Origin of the sequence: Streptomyces sp. NPDC052020, from assembly GCF_040680575.1 — a bacterium.
In the GTDB taxonomy this organism is placed as follows: domain Bacteria; phylum Actinomycetota; class Actinomycetes; order Streptomycetales; family Streptomycetaceae; genus Streptomyces.
In genome coordinates this window covers 39,871-65,749 of record NZ_JBFAWY010000038.1, presented here as the reverse complement: position 1 = coordinate 65,749, position 25,879 = coordinate 39,871, and the positions used below count along the sequence as shown (strand labels likewise).

Sequence of the window (25,879 nt, the reverse complement as noted above, 5' to 3'; positions counted from 1 at the left end):
CGCGCTCCTGGCCCTCGCGATCGGGGCCTTCGGGATCGGAACGACCGAGTTCGTGATCATGGGTCTGCTGCCCGAGGTCGCGGGCGACTTCGGGCCCGGCACAACGCCGGGGCCGGGCCGGCCCAGGGCTTCTCAGGAGACCGACCATGCGCCCGCCCCTCGCACACCGTCTGGCCGCAGCCCTGCTCGCCGTGCCGCTCGCCGCCGCGCTCAGCGGCTGCGGAACGGCCCCGCGGCCGGCCGCCCCGCCCCCGGAGATCTCCACGGCCGCCGCCGCGCCCGCCCCCGGGGCGGTCCCGGCCGCGCTGCCCGCCTCGGTTCCCGTCCGGGTCACCATCCCCTCCGCCGAGGTGGACACCGCCCCCCTGCTGCGGCTGGGCCTGAACGCCGACGGCACGATCGAAGTCCCCTCCGTGGCCCAGGCCGACCGCATCGGCTGGTACGAGCACGGGGTCACACCCGGCGAGACCGGTCCCGCCGTCCTCGTCGGCCACTACGACACGGTGAACGGGCCGGCGGTCATGAGGAACGTCGGCGGGATCGAACCCGGCGACCGCATCGACATCACCCGGAAGGACGGCACCCGAGCGGTCTTCGCCGTCACCGCGCTGGAACAGGTGGCCAAGGACGCCTTCCCCACCGAGAAGGTCTACGGGCCTACCAGCCGCCCGGAGCTGCGCCTGATCACCTGCGGAGGCGACATCGTCCACGGCCACCGCCCGGACAACGTCATCGTCTACGCGGAGCTCGTGAGCTGAGCTGAGCTGAGCGGACGGGCCGAGGCCGGTGCCGTCGACCGTGGCCGGGCGGAGCCGGGCGGCGGGGCGGGACCTTCTGAACGCCGGCACGGACCAGTCGCCGGCCTCTTCCCCCTGAACGCGGGGCCGGTGGACCTGGCGGCCTGTCAGGGCAGAAGGAGCAGAAGGAACGCGGTGTACGAGCTGGTGGTGAGGGTGGTGGCGTAGGCCTCCCAAGGACGGGGGCCTCGTGATGGCTCAGTGCCGGGGTGCCCAGTGCGCAGTGCGCTGGCGACGATGGCGGTGACGGTGAGCGCCAGGCCGGTGAGAATGATCGTGTTCGCCGCGGCGGTTCCCTCTGGCAGACGGAGGTCGCTGACTCGGCACATGACGCCCGCGATGACCGGCAGCACACCGATCGCCGTCACGCGCAGGGTGGCTCGGTTCGCGTCTCCCTGCGAAGCGATCCACTCTGTCTTCTTCCAGTCCCGGTAGCCGGGCGAGTGCCTGGGGTGGGTGGCCAGGCTGTCGCCGAGGGCGAGGGCGGTGAAGAAGACGCCCAGAGAGCCGACCGCTCCGGTGATCAGCAGCAGGATCGGCCGGGCTTGGGGCAGGGCGAGCGAGGCGAGGATTTCGAACGCCGCGACGATGTCGACAAGGGCGATCACGACGGCGACGGCGGCGTACATGATCCCCGACGTGAGGTTGGGCGTCAGGTCGCTTTCGGCGCCGATCGCGGCGAGAGCGATGGCTGCGATGATGCTGCCGATCAGTGCGACGACGAGAAGCCCTGCGGCGAACGCGATGGCCTGGCCACCGCCTGGACCCTCGGGAGGATTCGTGAACACGACGATGACCGCGGGGACCGCCAAGGCGCCGAGCGTGCCGACGATCGGGGCGTAACCGGCCGCGCCGCGGCGTGCGTCGTAGTGGCCTTCGGGAGTCTCACGAGGCACGGGTGGCGGTGTCGGGTCGGGCGGCGGGGCCGCTGTAGCCCGCCGCTTTGCCACTCTGCGCGTGGTGAGGGCGATCAAGCCGGCCGCGGTGATGGCGGTGAGAATCGTCTTCGGGTGTTTCACATGTCCCCCTCACGCCTGCTTGACGAGGCTACAGAGCTGTGGGATAGCCCTCTTGGGAAGATGCGAATCCGTGATGCGCGGTGACCCGCCTCCTCGCGCCGCGTGCGCGGCCGTGCGGCCGGACACCGAGGGGGGCGGCCGAAGGGCCGGGCACCCGCCGGCGTTTGTCACCGTTTCGTCGCGAAGCGGGCGCGGCGGGCAACCCAGGCCACCGGGCGGTGGTCTAGCAGGCGGGGAGTCCACGAGCCCACCACGGGCGTTCTTCCGCCCGTTCCGACCGCTTCCGAGGGAAAGGCTGACCGGCCATGGGGGACACGCGCAGACGGGGAGCCGTCGCACTCGGGGTCACCGCACTGGTGGCACCGCTCACGCTCGCGCTCGGCGCCACGCCGGCCCAGGCGGCGAGCTGCACCACGCAGACGGGCCCGTACCAGAAGAAGGTGGAGAAGTTCCTCGGCCGTCCGGTCGACGGCAAGCAGTCCACCGCCGACTGCAAGGCGATCCGCGCCTTCCAGACCAAGCACGGCATCAAGCCCGACATCGGTTACGCGGGCCCCGTCACCTGGGGGGTGATGGACCTGATGCAGAAGCAGAAGGCCGTCGGGAAGAACCCGAACAAGTCGGGCAAGTGCCCGGTCAACAAGGGCCGGATCGCCTGCGTGAACCTCACTCTCCAGCTGAGCTGGATCCAGGACGGCAAGAAGCTGGTCTACGGGCCCGTGCCGGTCCGCACCGGCCGCGACGGCCATGAGACCCGCACCGGCCTGAAGAAGGTCTACTGGCGCAACATCGATCACCACTCGAGCATCTACGACGTGCCGATGCCCTACAGCCAGTTCTTCGACGGCGGCCAGGCCTTCCACTCGGCCGGCGTCAGCATGTGGAACCCGCCGGGCTCGCACGGCTGCGTCAACATGACGAAGACCGACGCCAAGAAGTACTGGTCGCTGCTGAAGAAGGGCGACGACGTCTACGTGTACGGCCGCAAGCCGGGCACCTGACGGTGACGGGCACCCGGCTGGCGGGGCCGCGGCGCGTCCCCACCAGCCGGGCTGTCCAGCCCGCCCCGCCCCGCCGTGCGGAGTCGTGCGCGTACGTCGCGGCACCCCCTGCCCGGGGAGGGCGGCGGTCATCACGGCCGTCGACGGCAAGCGGGCGGTGCCCGAGGCCGTCGCCGAGCCGGAGCGGATCACCGCCGACCCGGCCGGTGCCGCGGGAGCGGTGGCAGGGCGGCGCGCCGTTACCCGGGCGGTGCCTGTCCCGCCGCGGCGGGGCAGGCTGGGGGAGGGGTTCAGCGGTCCTGGGAGAGTGCGAGGAGCTCGGCGAAGGTTCCGCCGGCGTGGACGAGCTCGTCGTACGTGCCCTGTTCGGTGATCCGGCCGTGCTCCATCACGACGATGTGATCGGCGATCCTCGTGTTCTCCAGGCGGTGGGTGACCACGATGGTGATGCGGTCGGCGGCGATGGCCTTGATCTGTTCGAAGATCTGGTGCTCGCCGCGCGGGTCCATCTGGGAGGTGGGCTCGTCGAGGATGAGCAACTCGGGCCGCCGGTACAGGGCCCTGGAGCAGGCGATGCGCTGCCACTGCCCGCCGGACAGCTCCGAGCCGCCGAAGACCTCGCGGGACAGCAGCGTGTCCAGGCCGGCGGGGAGGCCCTCGACGGCTTCCCGCAGACCGACCGCGTCGATGGCCTCCCACACCGGGATGTCGTCGTGGGTGCGGGGCTGGCCGAGGGTGACGTTCTCGCGGACCCGCAGCGGCCACTGGGCGAAGATCTGCGGCACCAGCCCGGTGCGGCGCCAGACGCTCGCGGGTCCGGCCTCGGCGAGGTCGACGCCGTTCCAGGTGACCTTGCCCTTGTCGGGCAGGTAGATCCCGGTGAGCAGCCGGGTCAGCGTGGACTTGCCCGAGCCGTTCGCCCCGACGACCGCCAGGATCTGGCCGCGCTTGAGGGTGAGGGAGACACCGTTCACGGCCGGCTTGACCTTGCCCGGGTACTGGTGGACGACCTCGTCGAGCCGGACCTCCCTGACCGGCGCGGTGAGCTCGCGGGGGCCGCGCTTGGGGGCGCGGGCGGCGGCGTCGTCGAGGAAGGACCGCATGTCGCCGAGGTACAGGCTGGTGTGGAAGACCGCGGCGCCGTTGACGACGACCTGCGAGAGGGCGGCGAGCGTGGTCTGGACGGCGACGACGGCGGTGGCGGCGACCGCGAGGTCGATCCGGCCGGTCGCGGCCAGCCACGCGAGGGCTCCCCAGGTCGCGACGAGGAACACACCGCCCACCAGCGAGGAGAGCAGCGCGATCCGCAGGGTCCGCGGCGCGGCGGCCAGGGTGCGCCGGTCGCACCGGTCGGACAGGGCCCGGTACCAGTAGACGAGGTAGTCGGTCATCGAATTGGCGCGGACCTCGTCGCCGTACTTCGGCGTGGTCGCCCACCAGCGCATCATGCCGCGCACGTTGCGGTCGGCGACGTTGGCGTAGTGGACGTCGTAATCGACGCGGGCGGTCAGGACGGCGCCGACTCCGGCCGGCAGCACGGCGAGCAGCAGCAGCGGCAGCATCAGCACGTTGAGCACCGACAGCACGCCGCCGGCGGAGACCATGCGGATCAGCGCGGACAGGAACCGCTGGGCGTCGGTGACCATCACCTGCGTGCGGATCACGCCCATCTCGGCCGCCTCGTGCCGGTCGGAGAAGCCGTCCTCCGCGTACGCCACCGCCTCCACGCGGCAGACCGCCTCGACCAGGGCGGCGTCCGTCTCCGTGGTCAGCCGCGGGGTGATCCGCCGCTCCGCGTACGCGGCCACCGCCCCCGCGGCACGGCCCGTCGCGGCGGCGAGCGCGACCACCAGGAGCGCGGGCAGGGCGCCGCGCAGCCTGTACCCGGCGGACCCGGGCCCGAGGACGGGCTCCATCGCACGGGCGGTGGCGGCCAGCAGCACAGCGGCCGAGACGCCCGTGACCGCCTGGCAGCCGAACAGGAGCTGAACCGCTCGCCGGTCGGTCCGCCACGACAGCCGGGCGATCCGGCCGAGAACGGCCGGGATCCGCGCGCACATCCGGCGGAAGCTCACCTCGGCGAGCGGATTGACGGAGTACTGCCCGCCGTAGGTGATCTCGGCCGGCGGCGGCGGAGGCGGCGCGGTGTCCTGCTGTTCACTCGTGGTGGCCGAGGTCAACGTGGTCCCCCTACGGTCGTCCGGCGTGGTCGTGAGGCTCAACGACCCCGCCGGAATATCGAACACATGTATTTCGGTCGCTTTCGAAAACCCGAGATTGAGCGCGTGTCGGACCGTGGAGGATGCATCGACCCGCCTCCGCCAACGGGCGGACACGAAGAAGGACTTGGCCGAAACGCCGAGGGCGGCGCCGAAGACGGCACCTCGGAGCCCACCGGCACGGAGCGGCAGCGGTGAGACAGGACCGAAAGCGTCGTCCGTACCGCCGCCGCGGGCGGCACTGCGATCTGGGGGGGGCATCGCCAGGGCCTGGAGCGCGCGGCCGGAGGTGCGTGACGGGGCCCCGCACATCACGCGTGCGGGGCCCTGGCGGATTGCCCGGTGGGGCAGGAACGGTCTCGGTCAGGAGGACGCGGCTGCCCGCTCGGCCTCGGTGATGGGCGGTGCGGGCAGGAACGGCCGCTTCGGACCGAGGATCATGGGGATCAGCATGTCGGGGGAGAACAGGCGTGTGGCGGGCTTCTCCATGCTCATCACGTCCAGCAGGGCGCCGAGCGCGCGCGGGTTGCGGGCGCCGGTGGCGACGGCTCGGTCGACGAACCGGGCCAGATACCGTTCGACGACGGTGGGCGGGTCGCTGGCGGCGCCCGGGTAGAACGCGTCCTGGCCGACGGCCAGGTCCCAGGCGGCGGAGACCGGGCGGGCCGCTGCTCGCTGGAGCCGGCGCGCGGTGCCGGGGGCTGTCAGCGGCGCGGAGCGCAGGGTGTCGCGTACGGCGAGGGCGCACTGGGCGGCGACGGTGAGGCCGTGCCCGTACACGGGGTTGTAGCCGGCGATGGCGTCACCGAGGACGGTGAACCCGTCGGGCCAGCGGCTGAGTTTCTCGTAGTAGCGGCGGTGGTTCGCCGTGCTGTGGGTGGTGGCGACGGCACTGAGCGGGTCGGCGTCCTTCAGGAGTTCCCCGATGATGGGGTCGCCCAGGTTGAGCGCGAAGTCCAGGAAGGCGTCGGGGTCGCCGGTGGGTTCGCCGCCGCGGGTGCCGGACAGGGTGACGATCCACCGGCCGTTCTCGATGGGCAGGATGATGCCGCCCTGGCCGGGGGACCGGGCGGGGTTGGCCTGGACGTTGACGAGCGGGAAGTCGCTGTCGGCGGTGGTGCCCGGCGCCCGGTAGTGGCGGGTGGCGTAGGTGACGCCGGCGTCGACTCGGCGCTCGGTGACGCGGGGCAGGCCGAGGTCCTGGAGCCACTGGGGGGCGCGGGAGCCGCGGCCGGAGGCGTCGACGACGAGGTCGGCGGTGAGCGTGGCTTCCTCTTCGCCGGCGCGGACGCGGATGCCGGTGACGCGGGTGGCGTCTCCCTCCAGGCCCAGGACGGTGGTGTGCTGCCGGAGGGTGACGCGGTCGTGGGCGAGCGCTCGGTGCCGCAGCGCCGCGTCGAGGAGGTCGCGGGAGGAGACGAGGTTGCGGTGGTGGGTCGATGTGAACCTGCGGAACCACACCTCGTTGGGGGCGCGGGAGACCATGTTGCCCATGATGGGGACCAGCCGGCCGCCCGCGGCGACGACGTCGTCGACGGCGCCGGGCAGCAGCTCGTCGAAGGCGGCGACGCCTCCGCTCCACACGAGGTGCGCGTGCTTGGCCTGGGGGACGCCGCGGCGGGGCTCCGCTCCCCGGGGAAGGGTGTCGCGTTCGATGAGGGTGACGTCGGCGAACTCGGCGAGCGCGGTCGCCGCGAAGAGGCCGGCGGCGCTGGCGCCTATGACGAGGGCGGTGGGCCGGCCGGCGGTGGCTGTGTCAGGCATGCGCAGTGGTGCTTTCTGTGGTGGTCGCCCGGTGACGGACACTGTCCAGGAGGCGGGGGTGCCGCAGGGCCCGTGCGACGTCGTCGAGGCGGCCGGTGACGTCGGGGCCGATCTGCGGCTGGTCGCTGGTGTCGTGCGGTGTCTTGTCGCGGTAGGCGGCGGTGGCGTCGCGGAGGGCGAGGGCGCCCGCGATGCCCCGTGCCCTCGGCTCGGGGTAGCGGGCGGCCGCCACGGCGTACAGACGCTGGTACGCGGCGGCGTCGAAGTACGGGGCGAGCAGGCGCAGGGCGTCGTGGATGCGCTGCCGGCGCTGGATGAGGCGCAGGTCCAGCGGCGCCCACCAGCCGAGCCGGGCGGTCGCGGCGGCCGGCTCGACGACCCGGACGGCTCGCCACAGGGAGCGCAGCCGTGTGTGCTCGCGCTGGTCCCGGCCCCAGGTGTGCAAGAAGGGCCCGGCCTGGGGGACCAGGAAGCCCAGGGCGACGAGAATGGCCTCCAGGAGTGCGAAGGGCGGTGCGGCCCGGGTGCTGATCCAGTCGAGGTTGTCGCCGGTCCAGCGGGCGAGGACCGCGATCAGCTTGCCCACGTCGTAGAGGAGACCGGATGCGTATCCGGCCTGGAGGAAGACGACGCCGCACTTGAGCCACCGGTTGGCGACCTCCGGGTACCACTTCCAGAGCATGGAGGCGGCGACCAGGGACGACACCATGTGAGCGAGGACGTAGAGCAGGGTGTGCTCGCGCATCCACGGTGTGGTCGCGTAGTAGGTGTCCAGGTCGTAGACGCGTGGTTCGGGGACGTCCGCCAGGAGGAACGTCACCCACAGCGCGACGATGATGCCCGCGTAGATCCAGTAGATCGCGGTCATCCGGCGGCGGCGGCGTTCGGAGGGGGGCTCCCTCCAGCGCATGATCATGGTGAGGCCGGTGGCGCAGAACGCGGTGAGGAACGAGTAAGCCCAGGGTGCGGCGATGTTCGGGATGCCGGTCCACACGTTGAGGCGGTGGATGTTGGCCGGGGTGATGACGACCAGGACGGCCGTGGCGCACGTCAGCAGGATCGTGGTCGCCCGTACGTCGGGGTCCCGTGAGGCCCGTATGAGCGTGGGGAACTTGAAGGCCAGGGCGATGGCCAGGAGCGCGGTCGGGATGATGTAGGGGATGTGGAAGTCGGGGCTCATCTGATGATGCGACCGCCTCGGCCGAAGAGCGACAGGTTCAGGCGGCCTTCGACGGTGGCCGGGCTGACCGGGCTTTGGGCGTAGCGGCCGGTCATCCAGGTGCGGACCTCCCGGCCGAACAGCAGGCCGAACGTCTCCGCGTCGACTTCGTGGTCGTGGGCGGACCCGGCGCGGGCGGCGACGGCGAGAAGAGCCTCGCGGGGGACTTCCTCGGCGGTGAGGATCTGTTCCGCGGCGCGCCGCGTGGCTTCGGCGGACTGGCCGGTGAGGGCGCGGGCCGCGGCGGGCATCCCGGCGACGTGGTGTCCGCAGTCGCCTTGCTCCTCGTGCCACAGCTCGTGTCCGAGGATGACGAGCTGTGCCTCGGGGACCATGTGCTCCTCGACCACGATGACGCTTCGGTCCCCGAGGTCCAGTCGCATGCCGGAGACGGGGGTGTCGGCGGGGAAGGCCCGGAAGACGAGCTGGATGGGCCGGCCGGTGCGTCGGCTCATGGCCTGGCAGAACTCGTGCATCACCACGTGGGGCGGGGCGGGGCGGTCGATGCGCTTGTCGGCCTCCTTCCCCAGCGCTGCCAGCAGGGACTTCATCGCCTTAACGCTCATCGTGGGGCGCCTTCGTGGGGACGACGGACCTGACCACTCCCGCCGGGAGCCGCTCGTGCTGCGCGGGGGTCACGGAGCCGTGGCCGCGCAGGCCGGTGCGGACCACGCCGTACTTCTCCATCAGGAGTTCGCGGGCCCACACCTCGGAGATGCCGAGTTCGCGGTGGACGGCGCCGACCAGGTCGCCCGCCCTCTTGCGGGTGCGGACCGGGTAGGCGTCAGCGAGCGTCTTGACGCGCGCGCACACCCGTTCCCCGACGGTGTCGCGGGGCGCTGCCCGGCCGTTCAGCGGGGCTCGCACGGCGCGTTCGGGCAGGGCCCTTTCGTGTGCGAGTTCCCCGGCGTCGAGGTCCGGCCCTTCGGGACACCCCCGAAGGCGCCGAAGAGTCTCGGGGAGGGGTAACTCCACCGAATGCTCCTGAGGTTAAAGGGATTTTTGCTGTTCGGCACCCTACGCGACGCTCCCGCTACGCTCAACGATCGTTTTCTTATGAAGAACGATCGTTCATATGCGTGGTCGGTGCGTTGCACAGGCCCGGCAGCGGACGCGGCCCGTCCCGGGGGTACCGCCGTCCGCCGCCGCCTGGCCGGCCCCGAGGAGGCCCCTGGACGGCGGCTGCGCCGGCCGGCCGGCCGTCCGCCCGGCCAAGGAGCCCGGGCCGCTTGACCGGCCGGCGCCGGCCTTGCCGAAGCGGTGAGCGGTCCGCCTTCACCGGCGTGCGGCCCGCGTCGGTCCGCGGGCGTTACGGGCGCGGCGTCGCCTTCTTGAACAGCTCGTAGACGGCCAGGTAGTTCTGGCCGCCGCGGCCCTCGGCGACGGCGCGCTCGGCGATCTCCTTCATCAGCCGCGGGTGGTCGGAGTGGATGCCCTGCTCCTGGCTGGCGCGGGTGATGTGGTCCAGCGCGTTGAGGTTCATCTCCAGTGTGTTCAGGGTGCCGGGGTAGTGGCCGGCGTCCAGGTCGGGCGCCTGCCGGGCCAGGGCCGCGTAGTCGACCACGGTCGGCATGAACCAGCCGAGTGCCAGCTCCGCGAACCTCTGCGCCGGTACGCCCGCGGAGCCGACCAGGGCGGTGGCATGCAGCCAGCCGTTCAGGGTGGTGTACATCATGTCGAGCATGGCGGTGTTGTAGAGCACCGCGAGACCGGGGTCTTCCCCCAGGTAGCGCGGGTCGCCCAGGTTCGTCAGCGGCTCCAGGAGTTCCTCGAAGACGTCCCGTGAACCGCTGTACAGGAACACCGCGCCCGGCTCTCCCACCATCGGCGGCGGCACCATGACGGCACCGTCGAGGTAGCGTACGCCCCGCTCGCCGGACCACGCGACGGCCGCGTGCGCCTCGGCCGGGGTACCGGAGTTGAGGTTGACCAGGCAGCGGCCCCTGAGCGCTTCGGCGGCCGGTTCCAGGACCTTGTGCATGGTGTCGTAGTCGGTGAGACACACGAGGGTGACCGGGCTCGCGGCGACGGCCTCGGCCGCCGTCCGCGCGAGCCGGGCGCCCTTGGCCACGAGTCCGCCGGCCTTCTCGGGGCTGCGGTTCCAGACGGTGAGCGGGTGGCCCCGCTGCACCAGGGTCTCGGCCAGGGCCATGCCCATGGGTCCGAGTCCCAGCAGGGTAACGGGCTTGTGTTGCCGGTCGGTTGAGCGCTGCGTCGTCATGCCGAGCAGGCTAGGGTCTCACATCGGTGTGAGAGTCAAATCGAATCTGTGTGGGGAGCGGCACATGCGCATCGGAGACCTTTCCCGCCGGACCGGCGTCAGTGTGCGCCTCCTGCGCTACTACGAGGAACAGGGACTGCTGCGCCCGGTGCGCCGCCCCAGTGGGTACCGCGAGTACCGCGAGGACGACGTCCGCACGGTGCGGAACATCCGTACGCTGCTGGGGGCCGGCCTCTCCACGCGGACGATCGCCGCCCTGCTGCCGTGCATGGTGGACGACGGCCGGATGCTGGCACCGGCCTGCTCGGGGACGCTTTCCGACCTCCAGCGCGAGCGGGAGCGCATTGACCGGGCGGTGGCCGACCTCCAGGCCGCGCGGGCGGTCCTGGACACCATCGTGACCGCCCCGCCGCCCTACGACGTCACCGAGGCCGGGGCCTGCCAGGCGGGGTCGGAGCCGGAACCGGCCGGTTCCGGGGCATCGCCGCGCGACGCGCGCGACTGACGCCGGACGCTCCCCCCCGCGGCGACGGGCCGCCGCACCGGCCGGAACGCTCCCGGTCGGTGCGCTGGTCGCCGTTCGGGGCGAGGAAGCGGTGGATGAGGTGCCCGCCGGCGCGGCGCGGCTCGACGCCGTCGAAGCCGGCCTCGACGGCGTCGCGGGCGGCGGTGGCGAGTCGGTTGGGCGCCTGGTCCGGGGGCGGCAGCGCCTCCTCGGCCACCACCCCGGCGTCTTCCGTACTCGTCGCCTCGGACCACTCCCCACGCCGCACCGGCACGGCCATCATGGGAGCGCTCCCGCACCACCGCACGTGCAGATCTCCCGACCCCGGAAGGACCGCTCATGCGCACCGCTCCCCATCTCTCCCGGCGGGCACTGCTCACGGCCGCCGCCGCGAGCGTCACTGCGGGCGTCACCGCCGCCGCGGCCGCTCCCTCCCAGGCGTCCGCCGCCCACCGCATCCCGCCGTCCGCCGCCTTCGCCGGGTTCCGGACGGCGGGCCGGGTCAAGCGGGCGGCCGACGGCTCGGTGCAGTACACCTGGCCCGGCATCGCCTTCGAAGGCCGGTTCCGCGGCACCGGCGTCGGGATCGCACTCGACGACTCCGCCAACGACTACGACGTCCAGATCGACGGAAGGACCGTCAGCACACTGGTGACTCCCGGGCGCACCACGTCCTGGGTCAGGGGCCTGGCCGACACCGAGCACACCGTGCGGCTCGTCAAGCGGACGGAGTGCCCGTGGGCCACCGGCCGCTTCGGCGGGTTCGTCGCCGCCCGGGGAGGAGAGGTCCTCGCCGCCCCCGCGGCGCGGAGCAGGCAGATCGAGTTCATCGGCGACTCCTTCACCGCCGGGTACGGCAACGTCTCGGGCACGCGCGACTGCTCGGCCAACGGAGGAGTCGACCGGAACAGCAACGCGGACCTCGCCTTCGGCCCCCTCACCGCCCGGAAGCTCGACGCCGACTACCAGCAGAACGCGTTCTCCGGCCGCGGCATGGTCCGCAACTACGACGGCGGCGACCCCGGCACCGATTACCGCACCTACTACGACCGGGGCCTGTTGAACGTCGTCGGCGACGTCTGGCACAAGCCGCGCGGCTGGCGGCCGCAGGTCGTCGTCATAGGCCTCGGCATCAACGACTTCTCGACCCCGCTCCACCCGGGCGAGCCGTGGGCCACGCAGAGCGAGCTGATAGCCGCCTACACGAGCGCCTACCACGGCTTCCTCGACAAGCTGCGGGCCCGTTACGGAAGCAGGACGTTCCTGGTGGTCAGTGCCACCCTGGTGTCCGGCACCGCCTTCGCCGACACCGCCCGGGGAATCGTCGGGGAGCGCAACGCGCGGGGGGACGACCGGGTCGGCTACTGGTACTACGACGATCCCGCCCTGGACCGGCTCGGCTGCGACTGGCACCCCTCGCTCCGCGACCACCAGATCATCTCCGGTCTGCTCGAGCAGCACCTCGCCACTCTGCCGCTGGACTGGTGACCGGGAGGACGGTCCGGGCCGGACGGGGCCCGGACCGTCCGCCGCGGTGCGGCACGACGACTGTCCGTCCGTCCGGCCGGCGGGGTCCGGGCAGGCGCTTCGGGCGAACCGCCGGTACGGACGGGCCACCGACCGGCGGCGGGGTCCCGGCCCGGGCCGGGAGTGATCGAGGGACGGGCGATGACTTCTCCGCCTCGACCGCGTGATCAACCTGGAGAAAGACTGTGAGCTACGACGTATTCGTTCTCCGGTTCGAAAAAGGGGAGCCGGCGCCCCTGGACAGCAGGACCGTCCAGGAGGTCTTGGGTCCATACGTGACGGCTCGCGACCCGGGAACCGGTTTTCTTCGGATCGCGGCAAAGAACGGCGGTGGGGAGGCGGATCTGTACATCAAAGACGAGAGCGGTGTTGCGATCAATCATTTCGGAGGAAACGGGATCATGAACCTCATCTCTGACATGCTGCGACGGCTCGAAGCCGTCCTCGTCCTCCCGGCCGGAACGGTCATTGTCGACCGGGATGAGGACCGTCGTCACCTGCCTCTCGCTATGAGAAACGAGTGGTCTGTCATCGTGGCGCCGACCGGTGAGGAGATCACCCGGGCGATCCGGGCCTCATGAGGCGTGCCACAGCGGGCGGGAACCTCTGACCCCGCAGGCGAAGACGTACGGACCCCGTCCGCCGGCCGGCACCCCCTGCTACTGCGTGGAGTCCGCGACGCGCCTGAGTACGCGTACTCAGACCGGTCGAGCCACTCACTCTGTTGACGCCGGCCTGCGTGGCTCATGATCGGGTGCTCCTGCATCGAAAGGGGTTCCGATGGGCCGACACCCGCTCCAGCTGCGTACCGCGACGCCGGATGACCTGGAATGGATCTACGAAGTGCGTCACCGGGTGTACGCGGAAGAGCTGGGGCAGCACGCGGTGGACCCGGCGGGGCGGCTCCACGACGGGCTCGACGGGGACAACGTCTACCTCGTCGCGGCCAGGGGGCCGGAACGCGTCGGCTTTGTGAGCGTCACTGCGCCCTGGCTGGGCCGGTACGCGCTCGACAAGTACCTGACCCGGGACGAGTTGCCGCTGCTGGACAAGGACGACCTGTTCGAGGTGCGTGTCCTCACCGTCGAACGGCGCTGGCGAGCCACGGCGGCGGCCCCGTTGCTGATGCACGCCGCGCTCCGCTGGATCGCCTCCCGAGGCGGCCGCGAGGTCGTGGCGATGGGCCGTACCGACCTGCTCGACATGTACCTGGCGGTCGGCCTGCGCCCGGTCGGCCGTACTGTCCGCAGTGGTGCCGTGACGTTCGAGGTGCTGACCGGTCGCGTGACGGAGCTGACGCGGCGCGCGATGAGCCGGTACGGCGCCGCGCTGGAGCGTCTGCGCTCCGCGGTGGACTGGCGGCTCGACATGGCGTTCGCGCCCCGGCCGGACGGCTGCGAGCACGGCGGCGCTTCGTTCACCGCCGTCGGCACGGATTTCCGCGCCCTGCACCGGCGCCGGCGGGTGGTGGCCGCCGATGTGCTGGACGCCTGGTTTCCACCGGCCCCAGGAGTGCGGGCGGTGCTCGAGGAAGACCCGGCCTGGATGGCCCGTACCTCGCCGCCGGCCGGTGCCGAGGGCCTGCTCTCGGAGATCTCCTCGGTGCGGTCGCTGCCCGCGGGGACACTCGCGGTCGGCGCCGGTTCGTCCGACCTGATCTTCAGGGCGTTCGGCCACTGGCTGACTCCGCAGAGCAGGGTGCTGCTGACCGATCCCTGCTATGGCGAGTACGCCCACGTCGCGGAGACGGTGATCGGATGCCGGGTGGACCGCTTCCGGTTGCGCCGCGAGGAGGGCTGGCGCATCGACCCGGACCGGCTGTCCGCCGCCGTGGGGTCCGGCCGGTACGACCTCGTGGTGGTGGTCAATCCGAACAACCCCACAGGACGCCACGTCCCGGCCGCGGAGCTGCGCTCGCTGATCGCCGCCGCGCCTGCCCGCACCCGGTGGTGGATCGACGAGGCGTACCTGGGCTACGCGGGACTGACCGAGTCACTCGCCGACCTGGCCGCGACGAGCGAGCGTGTGGCCGTCTGCACCTCACTGTCCAAGATGTACGCGCTGTCCGGCATGCGGGCCGCTTACCTGGTGGCCGGTGCGGACACCGCGGCACAGCTACGCCGGCGGACGCCGCCTTGGCCGGTCAGCCTCCCCGCGCAGCTGGCCGCTGTGGCAGCCCTGCGGGACCCGGCGTACTACAGCGATCGCTGGACGCGCACCCACGTACTGCGAAGCGAGCTCGCCGCCTCCCTGGCGCGACTCGATCCGGAGGTGGAGGTCGAGCAGGCCGTGGCGAACTTCCTGACCCTCGTGCTGCCGTCGGGCGGGCCCAGCGCCGCGCGACTGGTGGCCGAGTGCCGGCGCCACGACGTCTTCCTGCGCGACCTGTCGCCACTGTCGCCGCTGTACGAGGGGCGTGCCGTGCGCATCGCGGTGAAGGACACCGCGGAGAACGCGCGGATCGTCGCCGCGTGCCGGGCCGCCTTGGCGGTGCTCCGGCCGGGCCCGGCCTCGCCCGGTTCACCGCGGGGGAGCGTGCTCGTCCGATGATCACGGTGGCCTCTCTGATTCCCTGCCTCGGCGGCGCGCTGGCGCTCAGCGGCATCGCGGTGATGGCGTCCCGGCGTCGTGAGCTGCTGGTCCGGTGGTGCGCGTGGGCGGCCGGCGTGCCCTTGGTGACCGCCGCGTTCTGGTGGGGGCGTCCGGGAATCGCCGTCCTCGCCATCGTGGTCGGGGTGGTCGCGGTGATGGAGTACGCCGTGCTGGCACGATTGGAGCGGCCCGACCGGACGGTGCTGGCCATGGGGGTGGCAGGCGTGGTGCTGGCCGCGTGGCTGTCGCCCGGACAGGTGCTCCGGGGGCTCGCTGTCGCGGCGCTCGCGTTGGCCGCGGTGCCGCTGTTGGGCGCCGATGCCGACCACGGCGGGCGCCGGCTCGGCGCCGGGCTGCTCGGGCTCGCCTGGCTGAGCGTGCTGGCCGGACTCGTGCCCCTCGGGGCAAGCGGGCTGGCGCTGTTCGTGGCGGTGTCGGTCGCCGACATCGTGGCCTTCTTCGCCGGTCGGCGGTTCGGCGGGCCTCGGCTGTCCGTTCTGTCGCCGGCCAAGCGGTGGAGCGGGACCCTGGCCGGAGCCGTGGCCGGGGTGGTCGTCCTCGCCCCGCTGTCCGCCCTGACCTGGCCGATGGCGGTCGCGGTGGCGGTCGGCGGCCCGGCCGGTGATCTCCTTGAATCCATGCTCAAGAGAAGCGCGCGGGTGAAGGACTCGGGTCGGTGGCTCGCCGGATCCGGCGGTCTGCTGGACCGTATCGACTCGCTGCTCATCGCGCTGGCCGTCCTGCTGATCCTGCGCTGACCCGCCACCGCTCCACGCGGTGGCGCAGACTACGTCATCCTGGACGCCAACGCCGCGCCCGGTGGGTGCCGGCAGCACATGGGGGACCGTCTCGCCGCACCTGTTCTCACCGGCCAGCACTCCTCGCCCCCCGGCCGGCTCATGCCCGCTCAGGGAGGCGAGGCCTACCCGGACGCCGCGCACGCGGTGGACTGCCCCCAGGGATCGCGGGGATGGAAGCGTTCGCGCCGGGCCGCCCGCCCGACGAACCCGCCCGAGGGCGGAACGGGCTTCCGGGTGCGCTCGGCGGACGCCGCATGCCGATCATGAGCGGATGCGCCGATGGGGGTAATGGGGCGGGCCATGAGTTTGTCGGGTGGGCCCGGCCGGGATTCGATGTACGCAGGATATGTCCGTTTTATCCAGGGAAAAAAGGGGGGCTTGATGGCTTCTCGCTCGGATACCACCACAGGCCGCTCGGATACCACCACGGGCCCCTCGGTATCCGCGCCCCGTGATGTGCGTGGGGCGTTGGCCGAGGCACCGCCGAACAGGCAGGTGGACATCCTGCTGGAGTGGCTGTTCCGGCAGGCGGCGGCGGTATGCGGGGAGCAAGCGGGAAGCCGGCCGGGCGAGGACACTCCCTGGCGTGCTCTGGGGGTGTTCCGGGACCGGGGCGAGCGCCTGCGCCGCGAGCTGGAGAAGGCGACGGGCGTCGTACTGCCGGCCACGTTGCTGTTCGACTACCCCACGCCGGGCAGTGTGGCGCGGTACGTGCGCGGCAGGCTTACCGGCGCGTCGCCCGATGACCGGGCGGTCGGGACCCGCCCGGTGGAATGGGGCGGCCCGGCTCCTGCGACGGAACCGGTGGCCATCATCGGCATGGCCTGCCGCTTCCCGGGTGACGCGCGTTCACCGGAGGAGCTGTGGACGCTGCTGGAGGAACAGCGGGACGCGGTGGGAGAACTCCCGGACGGCCGCGGATGGGACCTGCCGGGACTCACCGGTGCCCGGGCGAAGTCGTCTTCCGGGTTTCCCACCGGAGGCGGTTTCCTCCGCGACGCCGATCTGTTCGACCCGGCCTTCTTCGGTATGGGTCCACGGGAAGCGCTCGCGCTCGATCCGCAGCAGAGGCTGCTGCTGGAGACGTCCTGGGAGGCGTGCGAGCGGTACGGGATCGATCCCCGGTCCCTTCGCGGGAGCACGACCGGCGTGTTCACGGGGATCGCCTATCAGGACTACGGGCCACCGTGGCACGCCGCACCGGACGAGGTGGAAGGACTGCTGCTCACTGGCATGTTGAGCAGCGTCGCCTCCGGCCGCGTCGCCTACACCCTGGGCCTGGAGGGCCCCGCGGTGACGGTGGACACCGCGTGCTCCTCCTCCCTGGTGGCGCTGCATCTGGCGGCGCGTGCCCTGCGGACGGGCGAGTGCGACCTGGCCCTCGCCGGCGGCGCGACGGTCATGTGCACTCCTGGCGTGCTGAAACAGTTCAGCGGCAAGGGCGGGCTGTCGCGGGACGGCCGCTGCCGGGCCTTCTCGGCCGACGCGGATGGCACCGGTTTCGGTGAGGGGGCGGCCGTCGTCCTGCTGGAACGGCTGTCCGACGCCCGCCGCAACGGTCATCGGGTCCTCGCCCTGCTGCGGGGCAGCGCGGTGAACCAGGACGGCGCGAGCAACGGGCTGACGGCGCCCAACGGCCCGGCGCAGCAGCGGGTCATCGAGAGGGCCCTGGCCGACGCGGGACTGCGCGCCGCGGACATCGACGCCGTCGAGGCCCACGGCACCGGAACGGTGCTGGGAGACGCCATCGAACTGGGCGCGCTCCGCGCGGTGTACGGAGCGGGCCGGTCCCCCGGGCAGCCGCTGCGCCTGGGCTCGCTGAAGTCGAACATCGGGCATTCCCAGGCCGCCTCGGGGGTCGGCGGGGTCATCAAGATGGTGATGGCCATGGAGCACGGGCTGCTGCCGGCCACCCTGCATGCCGACGGCACGGCCCGTACCGGGGAGGAGTCTCGCGGCGGGGTGGCACTGCTCACGAAGTCCGTGCCGTGGCGCGGGGCCGCCCGGCCGCGGCGTGCCGGCGTGTCCGCCTTCGGGCTCAGCGGCACCAACGCCCACGTCGTCCTGGAGGGAGTACGGCCCGTCGGACAGCCCGTAACCGGGCGGCGCCACCGCGGCCACGACGGCGTCGTCCCCCTGGTCGTGTCGGCACGCACACCCGGTGCCTTGCGGGAACTGGCGGCCGCGCTGGGCAGGTACGTGTCGCGCCATCCCGGAGTGCCCCTGGCGGACATCGGGCGCTCACTGGCCGCCCGGACCCGCTTCGAGCACGGTGCCATCGCGCTGGCCCGCGACCGGGAGGACGCGGCGCGCCTGCTGGACGACCTGGCCGCCGGCCGGACGGCACCGGACCTGGTGCGGGGGCCGGTTGCCGGCGGTGCGCGGAAACTCGCCTTTCTCTTCACCGGACAGGGCGGTCAGCATCCCGGGATGGGCCGGGAGCTGAGCACCCGGTTCCCGGTGTTCGCGCGCACGCTGGACGAGGTCTGCCGGGGACTCGCCCCGCACCTGGGTTCGTGCCCGCGTGAGGTGATGTTCGCGGAGCGGGGGAGTGCGCCGGCCGCCCGGCTGGGCGGCACCGCGTGGGCTCAGGCGGCGTTGTTCGCCTTCGAGGTCTCCTTGTTCCGGCTGCTGGAGTCGTGGGGGGTGCGGCCTGACTTCGTTCTGGGGCATTCGGCCGGCGAGCCGGCCGCCGCGTACGCGGCCGGTCTGTGGTCCCTGGACGACGCCTGCCGGCTGGTCGCCGCCCGCGGGCGGTTGATGGAGGCATGCCGTGACGACGGCGCGATGACGGCCGTCCACGCACCGGTGCGGGAAGCCGAGGCGATCTGCGCGGCCGTCGGCGGGGACGTCGGGGTGGCCGCCGTCAACGGGCCGCTGGCCACCGTGGTGTCCGGCCAGGCGAAGGCGGTCACGCGCCTGGAGGACCTCTGCGGGCGCAGGGGCGTCCGGGTGGCCCGGCTGTCCGCCACCCGGGCCTTCCACTCCCCGCACATGGACGAGATGCTCGACGCGTTCCGCGATGTCGCCGAGAGCATCGGCTACCGCGTGCCGACCCTCCCCTTCGTCTCCACGCTCACCGGCACCACCGCGCACACCGAGCTCGGCTCACCGCGGTACTGGGTCCGGCAGGCCAGGGAGCCGGTCCGCTTCCTGGACGGGGTGCGCCACCTCCGCCGTGAAGGTGTGTCCGTGTTCCTGGAGCTGGGACCCGACGCCGTCCTGGCACCGCTCGCCGCGCACTGCCTGGCCGGGGACGCCGGCGAGGCGGTCACGGTGCCGGCGGCACGCGCGGGCCGGCCGGAGGAACGGACGCTGTTCGAGGCGCTCGCCCGCGTACACACGGCCGGCTCCCCCGTGGACTGGACGGCTGTGCACGCCGGGTTCCAAGGCCGGCAGGTGCCCCTTCCGGCCTACCCGTTCCAGCGCCGGCGCTACTGGCTGACCGCTCCGGATCTCCACACCGCGACCGGCCCCGCCGCGGGCGAGCCCGGCGACCACCGCTACCGCGTCGAGTGGAGGCCGCTTCCCGCCCCGCCCGCCCGGGCGGCGGCCACCGGTGGCTCCTGGTCGCTGCTGGTCCCCCACGACGACGAGGCGCGCCGCCTGGCGGACGGTCTCGCCGGCGTCCTCGCCGGCGACGGCGCCGACGCCACCGTGCTCACGCTGGACGCGTCCACGACGACACGCGCCGACATCGCGGCGCTGCTCACCCCGTACCCGGCCCAAGGGCGGCACCCGCACCAGCCGGTGCGCACCGTCGTCTCCCTCCTGGGCTGGGACACCTCCCCGCACCCCGGGCACCCGTCGGTGCCGGCCGGCTTGGCCGCGACGCTGGCCGCGCTACAGGCTCTGGCCGACCTGGACGGTCAGGGACGCTTGTGGTGCGTGACCCGCGGCGCGGTCCGCGCCCACGAGACCGACCCCGCCGGTGATCCGGTGCAGGCCATGCTCTGGGGGCTCGGCCGCACGGCCGCCCTGGAACGTCCCCGCCACTGGGGCGGCCTGGTCGATCTCCCCACCGGCACGGACCGGCGCGCCGTCACCCTGCTCGCCGGCACACTGGCGTCCGCGTACGGCGAGGACCAGCTCGCCGTACGCCCCGGCGGGCTGCTGGCCCGCCGTCTGGTGCGGGCCGAACCTCCCGGTGCGGCACGACCGCCGTGGCGACCGCGCGGCACGGTGCTGGTCACCGGCGGCACCGGTGCGCTCGGCGCGCGGGCGGCCCGCCGGCTGGCCCGCGACGGCGTGGAGCGCCTGGTCCTCACCAGCCGCCGGGGCCCGGCCGCACCCGGCGCGTCCGCCCTGCGCTCGGAGCTGACGGCCTCCGGGGTGCGCGTGGACATCGTGCCGTGCGACGTCTCCGACCGCGAGGCTCTCACCGAGCTGCTCGGCACCCTGGTACCGCCGACCACCGATCCGCCGCTCACCGCGGTCGTGCACGCCGCCGGAACCGCCGGAAGGAACGCCCCCCTCACCGACCTCCGGCTCACCGACCTCGGCGAAACGCTGTCCGCCAAGGCCACCGGCGCCGCGCACCTCCACGACCTGCTCGCCGGCGTCCCGCTCGACGCCTTCGTGCTGTTCTCCTCCGTCTCCGGGGTCTGGGGCAGCGGGGAGCAGGGGGCGTACGCGGCGGCCAACGCGTACCTCGACGCGCTCGCCGAGACGCGCGGCCGCCTGCGCCTACCGGCCACCTCCGTGGCCTGGGGCCCCTGGGACGGGGCCGGCATGGCAGCCGACCCGGCGGTGCGGGACCGGCTGCGCACCCGCGGGCTGCGGTCCCTGGCACCGCGGGCAGCGGTGAACGCCCTGTGGGATTGCGTCGCCGCGCGGGAGACCACCGTCACCGTCGCCGACGTCGACTGGGCCCGCTTCCTTCCCCTGTTCACCAGCGCCCGGCCCAGCCGCCTCTTCGACGACCTGCGGCGGGACCACCCGGCCGAGGCACCGGTGACCGGCGCGGACGTCCCGCCGGGCGTCGGCCCGGGACGCGAACGCGCGCCCCACCGGATCGAACAGCTACGCACGCTGCCCCCGCCGGAACGCGTCCCGGCGCTGCTGCGGACGGTCCGAGACGAGGCGGCGGCCGTACTCGGTCACGCATGCGCGGACGACATCGTCCCGGACCGCAGTCTCCTGGAGATGGGTTTCGACTCGGTCGCGTCCGTGGAACTCAGCCGGAAGCTCACCAAGGTGACGGGGCTGCCCCTGTCCCCCCAGGTGACGTTCGAGCAGTCGACTGCCCGGAAGATCGCCGAACACCTGGCCGGCCACCTCCCCGAGCACGACGGCACCGACCGGTCCGCACCGCAGGACCGGACGAGTCTGCGCCGGCTGTATCTGCGCGCCTACCGCACCGGCAGATTCGAGCAGGGCGCTGGACTCCTGCGCGCCGCGGCCGGTCTGCGCCCGGTGTTCCGCACGCCACGACCCCCCCGGCCCGCCGCGGCGCTGCGACTCGCCACCGGTCCGTCCGTCCCCGCCGTGGTCTGCTTGCCCTCGGTCTTCGCGCCGACCGGCCCCCGCACGTTCGCCCGGCTCGCCCGCCACGTCAACGGGCTGCGCGACCTCTACGCCCTGCCCCACCCGGGGTTCCGGGACGACGAGGCCCTGCCGGCGACGCTGGACGTGCTGGTGGAGGACCACGCCAGGACTCTGGCGCATCAGTTCGGCGATGCTCCCCTCGCGCTCAGCGGCTACTCGGCGGGGGGCTGGGTGGCACACGCCGTCGCGGCCCGCATGGAGGCCATCGGCGTCCGGCCGACGGCGGTGGTGCTGCTGGACACCGCCACGCCCGACGTGGAATGGGACCAGGAGGAGCACCAGAGGCGACTGGGGCAGCTGGCTCGCGACGACCACCTGGGCGCCCTGATGACGGAGGCCGAACTGTCCGCCCAGGCCGCCTACACGGACCTGCTCCGCACGTGGCGTCCGACCGACCTCACCGCGCCCCTGCTCCTGGTCCGGTCGGAAGGCGCCGGGCTGACCACCCGCTGGAAGAACGCGCGGGCGGACATCACCGTGCCCGGTGACCACTTCAGCATGATGCACCAATACGTCCAGGCCACCGCCGCGGCGCTGGACGAGGTCCTGCGCGCCGATCTGGGGTCCTCGTCCCGCGCCGAGCCGGCCTTCGCGGAGTGGTCACCGCTGTCGGACGAGGCGTGCGTGTCCCACTCGGCGGCCTCCGCGGAGGCCGCATTCACGGTGCCGACGACCACCGGGGCTGACAGGCGGAACCGCCGACACCATCCGGGGCGCTCCGGCACGGAGGTGTTCGACGTTCATGAGTGACGACGGCACCCATCGATCCGGGGCGCGGCAGGCGGGTGGGCCGCGCCGATCCCCGTGGCGGGCGAGGGCGACCGGAGGGCGTTCGCCGAGGGAGATCGTTCCGTCGTCCACCACGCCGGGGCGGGTACCACCGGGGCCGGACTGCGGGCCGGCGTGCCCGCCGTGCCCGTTCCCGTCATGGCCGACCAGCCGTTCTGGGCATCCCGGCTGTGCGAGCTGGGAGTCGCCCCGCGGCCCGTGCCGTTCCAGGATCTCACCGCCGAAGCCCTCGGCGACGCGATCACCGCCTGCCTCTGCGAGCCGGCCCACCGCCGCCGCGCCGCCGAACTCGCCCGCGGCATCGCCGCGGAGGACGGCACCGCCTCACTGCTCGCCCACATCGGCTCAGCAAACACCGGGTGAAGCCACGTCACCGTGCTGCCGTACCAGGCCGCCCCGAGGCACACGGCACACGGACGCGCGGAGCCTGCTGATCGCCGCCACGGCGCCGCTCTACCACCAGCTGGTGCTCCTGCGCACCGATCCCGACCCGCACCTTCCGGAACGCGCCGCGCAGGCGGCAGCCCTGGCGGCTGCCGCGGCGCCTTCTCCGTCCGCCGGGAAGAGCCGGGAAGAGGGCGTGTGCGCGAGGCAGCGCGAGATCTCCTCCGCCGGGGCCGCCGATGCGCAGCTCCTGGAGAAGCTGCTCCAGGTCCGCATGGCCGTCGAGGCGCACGGCGCCCGGCCGCGCCGCGCGGCGCCGTACGGACCTGGCCACCGGAAGAGCGAACGACCGGCGCGCTCCTCCACCACACCCGTGACCGGCGACTTCAAGTCGAGAACGCCATCCTGAGCGCCCTCGCGGACCAGCGACCTGGCGTGCTGGGGCCCCGGCCTCAGCGTGCGGCGGTGCGGAACCAATCGATCGTCCGGCTAAGCCCTTCCTCCAGCGACACCGTCGGCGACCAGCCAAGCAATTCGCCCGCCAGAGAGATGTCCGGCCTGCGACGGACCGGGTCGTCCTGCATGGCCGGGCAGTAGGTGACGTCGGCATGCACCTTTGTCAACTTCGCCACCGTGCGCGCGAGTTCCAAAATGGTGACCTCTGCCGGGTTCCCCAGGTTGATGGGGCCTGGGTGCTCCGATTCGAGCGCGAGCACGAGGCCGGCTATCAGGTCGTCCACGTAGCAGAAGGAGCGTGTCTGTCCGCCGGTGCCGTTGACCGTGAGGCGCTCCCCCTTCAGGGCCTGTGTGACAAAGGTCGGGACAGCCCGGCCGTCATCCGTGCGCATCCGGGGGCCGTAGGTGTTGAAGATGCGGACGATCGACGTCGACACCCCGAAGTGACGAAGGTAGGTCATGGTGGCGGCTTCACCGAAGCGCTTGCCTTCGTCGTACACGGAACGCGGGCCTGTGGGATTCACCCGGCCCCAGTAGTCCTCCGACTGGGGATGAACCTCCGGATCCCCGTACGTTTCGCTCGTCGAGGCGTACAGGAGTCTCGCCCCCTTCTCCTGCGCGAGGGCGAGAGCGTTGAGAGTGCCGAGGGACCCCGCTTTCAGCGTCTCCAGCGGAATTCGCAGGTAGTCCTGCGGACTTGCCGGGCAGGCGAGGTGCGCTACCGCGGTGACCGGGCCCTCACACCAGACCTTCTCCGTGACGTCCATCTCCAGCAGCGTGAAACGCGGGTTCTCGAGGCACAGCGCCAGATTGGCCTGGGAGCCGGTGACGAAATTGTCGATACACGTCACGTTGTATCCGCGGTCCAGGAGCCGCTCGCAGAGGTGAGATCCGAGGAACCCCGCTCCGCCGGTCACGACGACGTGGCGACGGTCTCCATCAAGTTCAAGCGTCGACAAAGGCACAGAACCGTCCCGTCCGATGTGGGATTGAGGTAAACGATGAATCACAGTGCAGGTGCAAGGTCTTCCAGCCGCTGACCGGCCACATGGGTCGGGAGGATGTCGAAGGGATTGCCCTCGACTTCCAGCTCGACCAGCCGCGTGAATCCGTCCAGCCATCGGGGTAGAGAGGTCAGGGACGCATGGGCGATCTTCAACCACACGAGGTCGTTCAGCTCGCCGAGGCACTCGGGCAGCCTGTGCAGCGGATTGGAGCTGAGCCCCAGCCAGGTGAGGCCCCTCAGCCGCGAGAAGTCCGGTGAAAGGGTGCTCAGGCGGTTCCCGCGCAGGTCGAGCCGCGTGAGACAGCGCAGCCTCGGCAAGGACCCGGGGATGTCCCGGAGCAGATTGTCGCTGACGTCCAGGCAGGTGAGCGAGCGCAGTGAACCGAGCCGCTCGGGAAGGGCGGAGATCTGGTTGCCTCCGAGGTCCAGGCGCCGGAGCTCACTCAAGCCACACAGTGCTTCCGGGAACGTCCGCAGCTCGTTTCCGCTGACGACCAGCTTGGTCAGCCCGTCGAGACGACCGAGCCACTCGGGCAGCTCGCGCACGTGGTTGTTGGCCAGCTGGACGACTGAGAGGCGCGACAGCTCGCGCAAGCTGTCCGGAACCTCGGTCAAGCGGTTACCGCCGAAGTCGACAACCGACAGCTCCACAGCCTCCGCCAGACCGCCGGCGATGCCGCTCAGCCGGTTGCGGTGCAGGTCGAGTGAGGTCAGTCGAGGGAGGCGAAGGCCGTCCTCCGGAATGTCACTGATCCTGTTCGCTGCGAGTCTCAGCCGGACCAGGGACGGCAGCGCGGTGAGCTGCGGAGGCAGTTCGGTCAGTTCATTACAGCTCAGATCCACGAGGGTCAACCGCTTCAGGTGGCGGGCTGACTCCGGCAACCGGGTGAGCCGGTTGCCGGCGCCCTCCAGCCAGGTCAGCGACCCCAGCTCGCCGAGCCAGTCGGGCAGTTCGGTGAGGTGGTTGTCCGCGACGTCCAGCCAGGACAGCTCCCGCAGAGCGCGGACCTCCTCCGGGAGGCTGCTCAGCCCCAACCCGGACAGGTCGAGAGCACCGGAGTCCGCCGCGCGCTCGATCCGCTCATGGATCAGTATGTGAGAGTCCATGCCCACCCCTCCGCCTCGTCGGCGATCTCGTCCCAGAGCGGGTGATCGGCGTAGTTACGGCCGCACGGCGCGGTTCTCAGGCCCCGGTCGTCGACGTCGATCCGTCCCTCATGCGCCTCCAGGTGGGCCAACGCGGCTTTCGCCTCCCTGATCAGGGCGTAGTGCTCCACCGGCCAACGTCCCCGGCTCAGTGAGTCCACCCGGTGCCGCATGCGCCGCACCACCGATTCGGTCCACTTGAAGTGGTGGACTTGAATGAAGCCTTCCGCCCGGGGCAGCCCGTGTCCGCCTACGGTTCCGTGATGTCCGACCAACAGTTCGACCCGTCCTCGTGCCACCCCCGTCTTGAGCGGGAGCGCCTTGGAGATGCCCGCACTGACCGCGCCGGCGAGCGGATAGCGCTGCCAGAGCGGTGTCGCATCCACCTCCAGCAGTTCGCCGCCGGCCCCGACCCGGTCCAGGAAGCAGCCGTTCACATGGTCGGCTCCTGCGCGCTCGCATTTTTCCAGGAGTTCATGGAGGGGATGGCTGTAGACATGGAATTCATCGACGTCCGCCACGACATACCAGTCATCCGGCCGACGGCTCATAGCATACGCCTTCAGCTTCTGGTTCAACCTGTCGCGCCAGGGCCCGAAATGCGAGTGCAGGGGCTCTACACCGACCGCCCGGCATGCGTCGCGCAAATGAACGTAGCCATCGTCCGACGGGGCCTCAGCATGGCAGATGAGTCGGAAGGAATCCACACCCACGCTTCGGTAGTGCTCGACGAAGTGGGGCAGCAGGGCGGCGTCCTGGGATCCTACGACGCTGACCACGTGCACAGGTGATGTCCTGGCCATAAGGAATCCCCCTTATTCTCACCGGTGGATGATTGGATAGAAACTTGCCGGCCACGTGAGGCCTCGGTCGGTGGATGTCATCCG

General features: G+C 72.2%; 19 protein-coding genes and 2 pseudogenes. 10 read left to right on the top strand and 11 right to left on the bottom strand.

What is annotated here, in order from left to right:
- The first annotated feature begins 146 nt into the window (after positions 1-146).
- Entirely contained in the window at positions 147-758 is a 612-nt protein-coding gene (locus tag AB0L74_RS29120) for a class F sortase (protein WP_365658710.1), read from the top strand.
- Positions 759-904: 146 nt separating this feature from the next.
- Here the strand turns inward: AB0L74_RS29120 and AB0L74_RS29115 are convergent, their stop codons facing one another.
- Positions 905-1,816 carry a hypothetical protein gene (locus tag AB0L74_RS29115; RefSeq protein WP_365658707.1) on the bottom strand — a complete coding sequence of 304 codons (912 nt, stop codon included), beginning with the start codon at positions 1,814-1,816 and terminating at the stop codon, positions 905-907.
- 305 nt (positions 1,817-2,121) lie between these two features.
- Here AB0L74_RS29115 and AB0L74_RS29110 point away from each other — a divergent pair, with 305 nt between their 5' ends.
- The gene (locus AB0L74_RS29110; protein ID WP_365658704.1) at positions 2,122-2,817 is read left to right on the top strand and encodes a L,D-transpeptidase family protein; all 696 of its coding nucleotides are present in this window, start codon (positions 2,122-2,124) and stop codon (positions 2,815-2,817) included.
- A gap of 290 nt (positions 2,818-3,107) precedes the next feature.
- On the opposite strand, the gene AB0L74_RS29105 is transcribed toward AB0L74_RS29110, so the two are convergent.
- The 6 genes from AB0L74_RS29105 to AB0L74_RS29080 all read right to left on the bottom strand — a co-directional run bounded on the left by AB0L74_RS29105 (position 3,108) and on the right by AB0L74_RS29080 (position 10,240).
- On the bottom strand, positions 3,108-4,997 hold the full coding sequence (locus AB0L74_RS29105; RefSeq protein WP_365658701.1) for an ABC transporter ATP-binding protein: 1,890 nt from the start codon (positions 4,995-4,997) through the stop codon (positions 3,108-3,110).
- 402 nt (positions 4,998-5,399) lie between these two features.
- Positions 5,400-6,800 carry an FAD-dependent monooxygenase gene (locus AB0L74_RS29100; protein ID WP_365658698.1) on the bottom strand — a complete coding sequence of 467 codons (1,401 nt, stop codon included), beginning with the start codon at positions 6,798-6,800 and terminating at the stop codon, positions 5,400-5,402.
- Complete coding sequence (locus AB0L74_RS29095; protein ID WP_365658695.1) at positions 6,793-7,980, bottom strand: MAB_1171c family putative transporter; 1,188 nt, start codon at positions 7,978-7,980, stop codon at positions 6,793-6,795. The genes AB0L74_RS29100 and AB0L74_RS29095 overlap by 8 nt, the downstream gene beginning before the upstream one ends.
- Positions 7,977-8,585 (bottom strand): toxin, encoded by a 609-nt coding sequence (locus tag AB0L74_RS29090; protein ID WP_365658693.1) that lies wholly within the window; start codon positions 8,583-8,585, stop codon positions 7,977-7,979. The genes AB0L74_RS29095 and AB0L74_RS29090 overlap by 4 nt, the downstream gene beginning before the upstream one ends.
- Positions 8,575-8,886: a hypothetical protein gene (locus tag AB0L74_RS29085; protein ID WP_365658690.1), complete on the bottom strand. Its 312-nt coding sequence runs from the start codon at positions 8,884-8,886 to the stop codon at positions 8,575-8,577. The genes AB0L74_RS29090 and AB0L74_RS29085 overlap by 11 nt, the downstream gene beginning before the upstream one ends.
- A gap of 442 nt (positions 8,887-9,328) precedes the next feature.
- On the bottom strand, positions 9,329-10,240 hold the full coding sequence (locus tag AB0L74_RS29080) for an NAD(P)-binding domain-containing protein (RefSeq protein ID WP_365658687.1): 912 nt from the start codon (positions 10,238-10,240) through the stop codon (positions 9,329-9,331).
- A 64-nt stretch (positions 10,241-10,304) separates the two neighbouring features.
- Here AB0L74_RS29080 and AB0L74_RS29075 point away from each other — a divergent pair, with 64 nt between their 5' ends.
- Positions 10,305-10,745, top strand: coding sequence for a MerR family transcriptional regulator (locus AB0L74_RS29075; RefSeq protein WP_365658684.1), 441 nt, complete (start codon positions 10,305-10,307; stop codon positions 10,743-10,745).
- Positions 10,746-10,800: 55 nt separating this feature from the next.
- On the opposite strand, the pseudogene AB0L74_RS29070 reads toward AB0L74_RS29075, so the two are convergent.
- Positions 10,801-10,914: pseudogene (locus tag AB0L74_RS29070) on the bottom strand (alkene reductase); the annotation flags it as partial.
- 170 nt (positions 10,915-11,084) lie between these two features.
- Here AB0L74_RS29070 and AB0L74_RS29065 point away from each other — a divergent pair.
- The 7 genes and pseudogenes from AB0L74_RS29065 to AB0L74_RS29035 all read left to right on the top strand — a co-directional run.
- Entirely contained in the window at positions 11,085-12,233 is a 1,149-nt protein-coding gene (locus AB0L74_RS29065) for an SGNH/GDSL hydrolase family protein (RefSeq protein ID WP_365658681.1), read from the top strand.
- Between the two features lie 224 nt (positions 12,234-12,457).
- Positions 12,458-12,853, top strand: coding sequence for a hypothetical protein (locus tag AB0L74_RS29060; protein WP_365658678.1), 396 nt, complete (start codon positions 12,458-12,460; stop codon positions 12,851-12,853).
- 199 nt (positions 12,854-13,052) lie between these two features.
- On the top strand, positions 13,053-14,822 hold the full coding sequence (locus AB0L74_RS29055; RefSeq protein WP_365658675.1) for a histidinol-phosphate transaminase: 1,770 nt from the start codon (positions 13,053-13,055) through the stop codon (positions 14,820-14,822).
- Positions 14,819-15,622: a phosphatidate cytidylyltransferase gene (locus AB0L74_RS29050; RefSeq protein WP_365658672.1), complete on the top strand. Its 804-nt coding sequence runs from the start codon at positions 14,819-14,821 to the stop codon at positions 15,620-15,622. The genes AB0L74_RS29055 and AB0L74_RS29050 overlap by 4 nt, the downstream gene beginning before the upstream one ends.
- Positions 15,623-16,132: 510 nt before the next feature.
- Entirely contained in the window at positions 16,133-21,961 is a 5,829-nt protein-coding gene (locus AB0L74_RS29045; protein ID WP_365658669.1) for a type I polyketide synthase, read from the top strand.
- A gap of 54 nt (positions 21,962-22,015) precedes the next feature.
- Positions 22,016-22,363: a nucleotide disphospho-sugar-binding domain-containing protein gene (locus tag AB0L74_RS29040; RefSeq protein ID WP_365658666.1), complete on the top strand. Its 348-nt coding sequence runs from the start codon at positions 22,016-22,018 to the stop codon at positions 22,361-22,363.
- 49 nt (positions 22,364-22,412) lie between these two features.
- Positions 22,413-22,541, top strand: a pseudogene (locus AB0L74_RS29035) (TetR family transcriptional regulator); the annotation flags it as partial.
- Positions 22,542-22,836: 295 nt separating this feature from the next.
- Here AB0L74_RS29035 and AB0L74_RS29030 read toward each other — a convergent pair.
- From AB0L74_RS29030 to AB0L74_RS29020, 3 genes are all read right to left on the bottom strand, one after another.
- The gene (locus tag AB0L74_RS29030) at positions 22,837-23,757 is read right to left on the bottom strand and encodes a UDP-glucuronic acid decarboxylase family protein (RefSeq protein WP_365658713.1); all 921 of its coding nucleotides are present in this window, start codon (positions 23,755-23,757) and stop codon (positions 22,837-22,839) included.
- Between the two features lie 89 nt (positions 23,758-23,846).
- Positions 23,847-24,953, bottom strand: coding sequence for a leucine-rich repeat domain-containing protein (locus tag AB0L74_RS29025; protein WP_365658663.1), 1,107 nt, complete (start codon positions 24,951-24,953; stop codon positions 23,847-23,849).
- Positions 24,935-25,771 (bottom strand): glycosyltransferase family 2 protein, encoded by an 837-nt coding sequence (locus AB0L74_RS29020; protein WP_365658660.1) that lies wholly within the window; start codon positions 25,769-25,771, stop codon positions 24,935-24,937. The genes AB0L74_RS29025 and AB0L74_RS29020 overlap by 19 nt, the downstream gene beginning before the upstream one ends.
- Positions 25,772-25,879 lie beyond the last annotated feature (108 nt).

Excerpts from the sequence above, each read along its gene's own strand:
- AB0L74_RS29120 (WP_365658710.1), top strand. The coding sequence starts at position 147 with ATGCGCCCGCCCCTCGCACACCGTCTGGCCGCAGCCCTGCTCGCCGTG.
- AB0L74_RS29110 (WP_365658704.1), top strand. The coding sequence starts at position 2,122 with ATGGGGGACACGCGCAGACGGGGAGCCGTCGCACTCGGGGTCACCGCA.
- AB0L74_RS29100 (WP_365658698.1), bottom strand. The coding sequence starts at position 6,800 with ATGCCTGACACAGCCACCGCCGGCCGGCCCACCGCCCTCGTCATAGGC.
- AB0L74_RS29095 (WP_365658695.1), bottom strand. The coding sequence starts at position 7,980 with ATGAGCCCCGACTTCCACATCCCCTACATCATCCCGACCGCGCTCCTG.
- AB0L74_RS29090 (WP_365658693.1), bottom strand. The coding sequence starts at position 8,585 with ATGAGCGTTAAGGCGATGAAGTCCCTGCTGGCAGCGCTGGGGAAGGAG.
- AB0L74_RS29080 (WP_365658687.1), bottom strand. The coding sequence starts at position 10,240 with ATGACGACGCAGCGCTCAACCGACCGGCAACACAAGCCCGTTACCCTG.
- AB0L74_RS29075 (WP_365658684.1), top strand. The coding sequence starts at position 10,305 with ATGCGCATCGGAGACCTTTCCCGCCGGACCGGCGTCAGTGTGCGCCTC.
- AB0L74_RS29065 (WP_365658681.1), top strand. The coding sequence starts at position 11,085 with ATGCGCACCGCTCCCCATCTCTCCCGGCGGGCACTGCTCACGGCCGCC.
- AB0L74_RS29055 (WP_365658675.1), top strand. The coding sequence starts at position 13,053 with ATGGGCCGACACCCGCTCCAGCTGCGTACCGCGACGCCGGATGACCTG.
- AB0L74_RS29050 (WP_365658672.1), top strand. The coding sequence starts at position 14,819 with ATGATCACGGTGGCCTCTCTGATTCCCTGCCTCGGCGGCGCGCTGGCG.
- AB0L74_RS29025 (WP_365658663.1), bottom strand. The coding sequence starts at position 24,953 with ATGGACTCTCACATACTGATCCATGAGCGGATCGAGCGCGCGGCGGAC.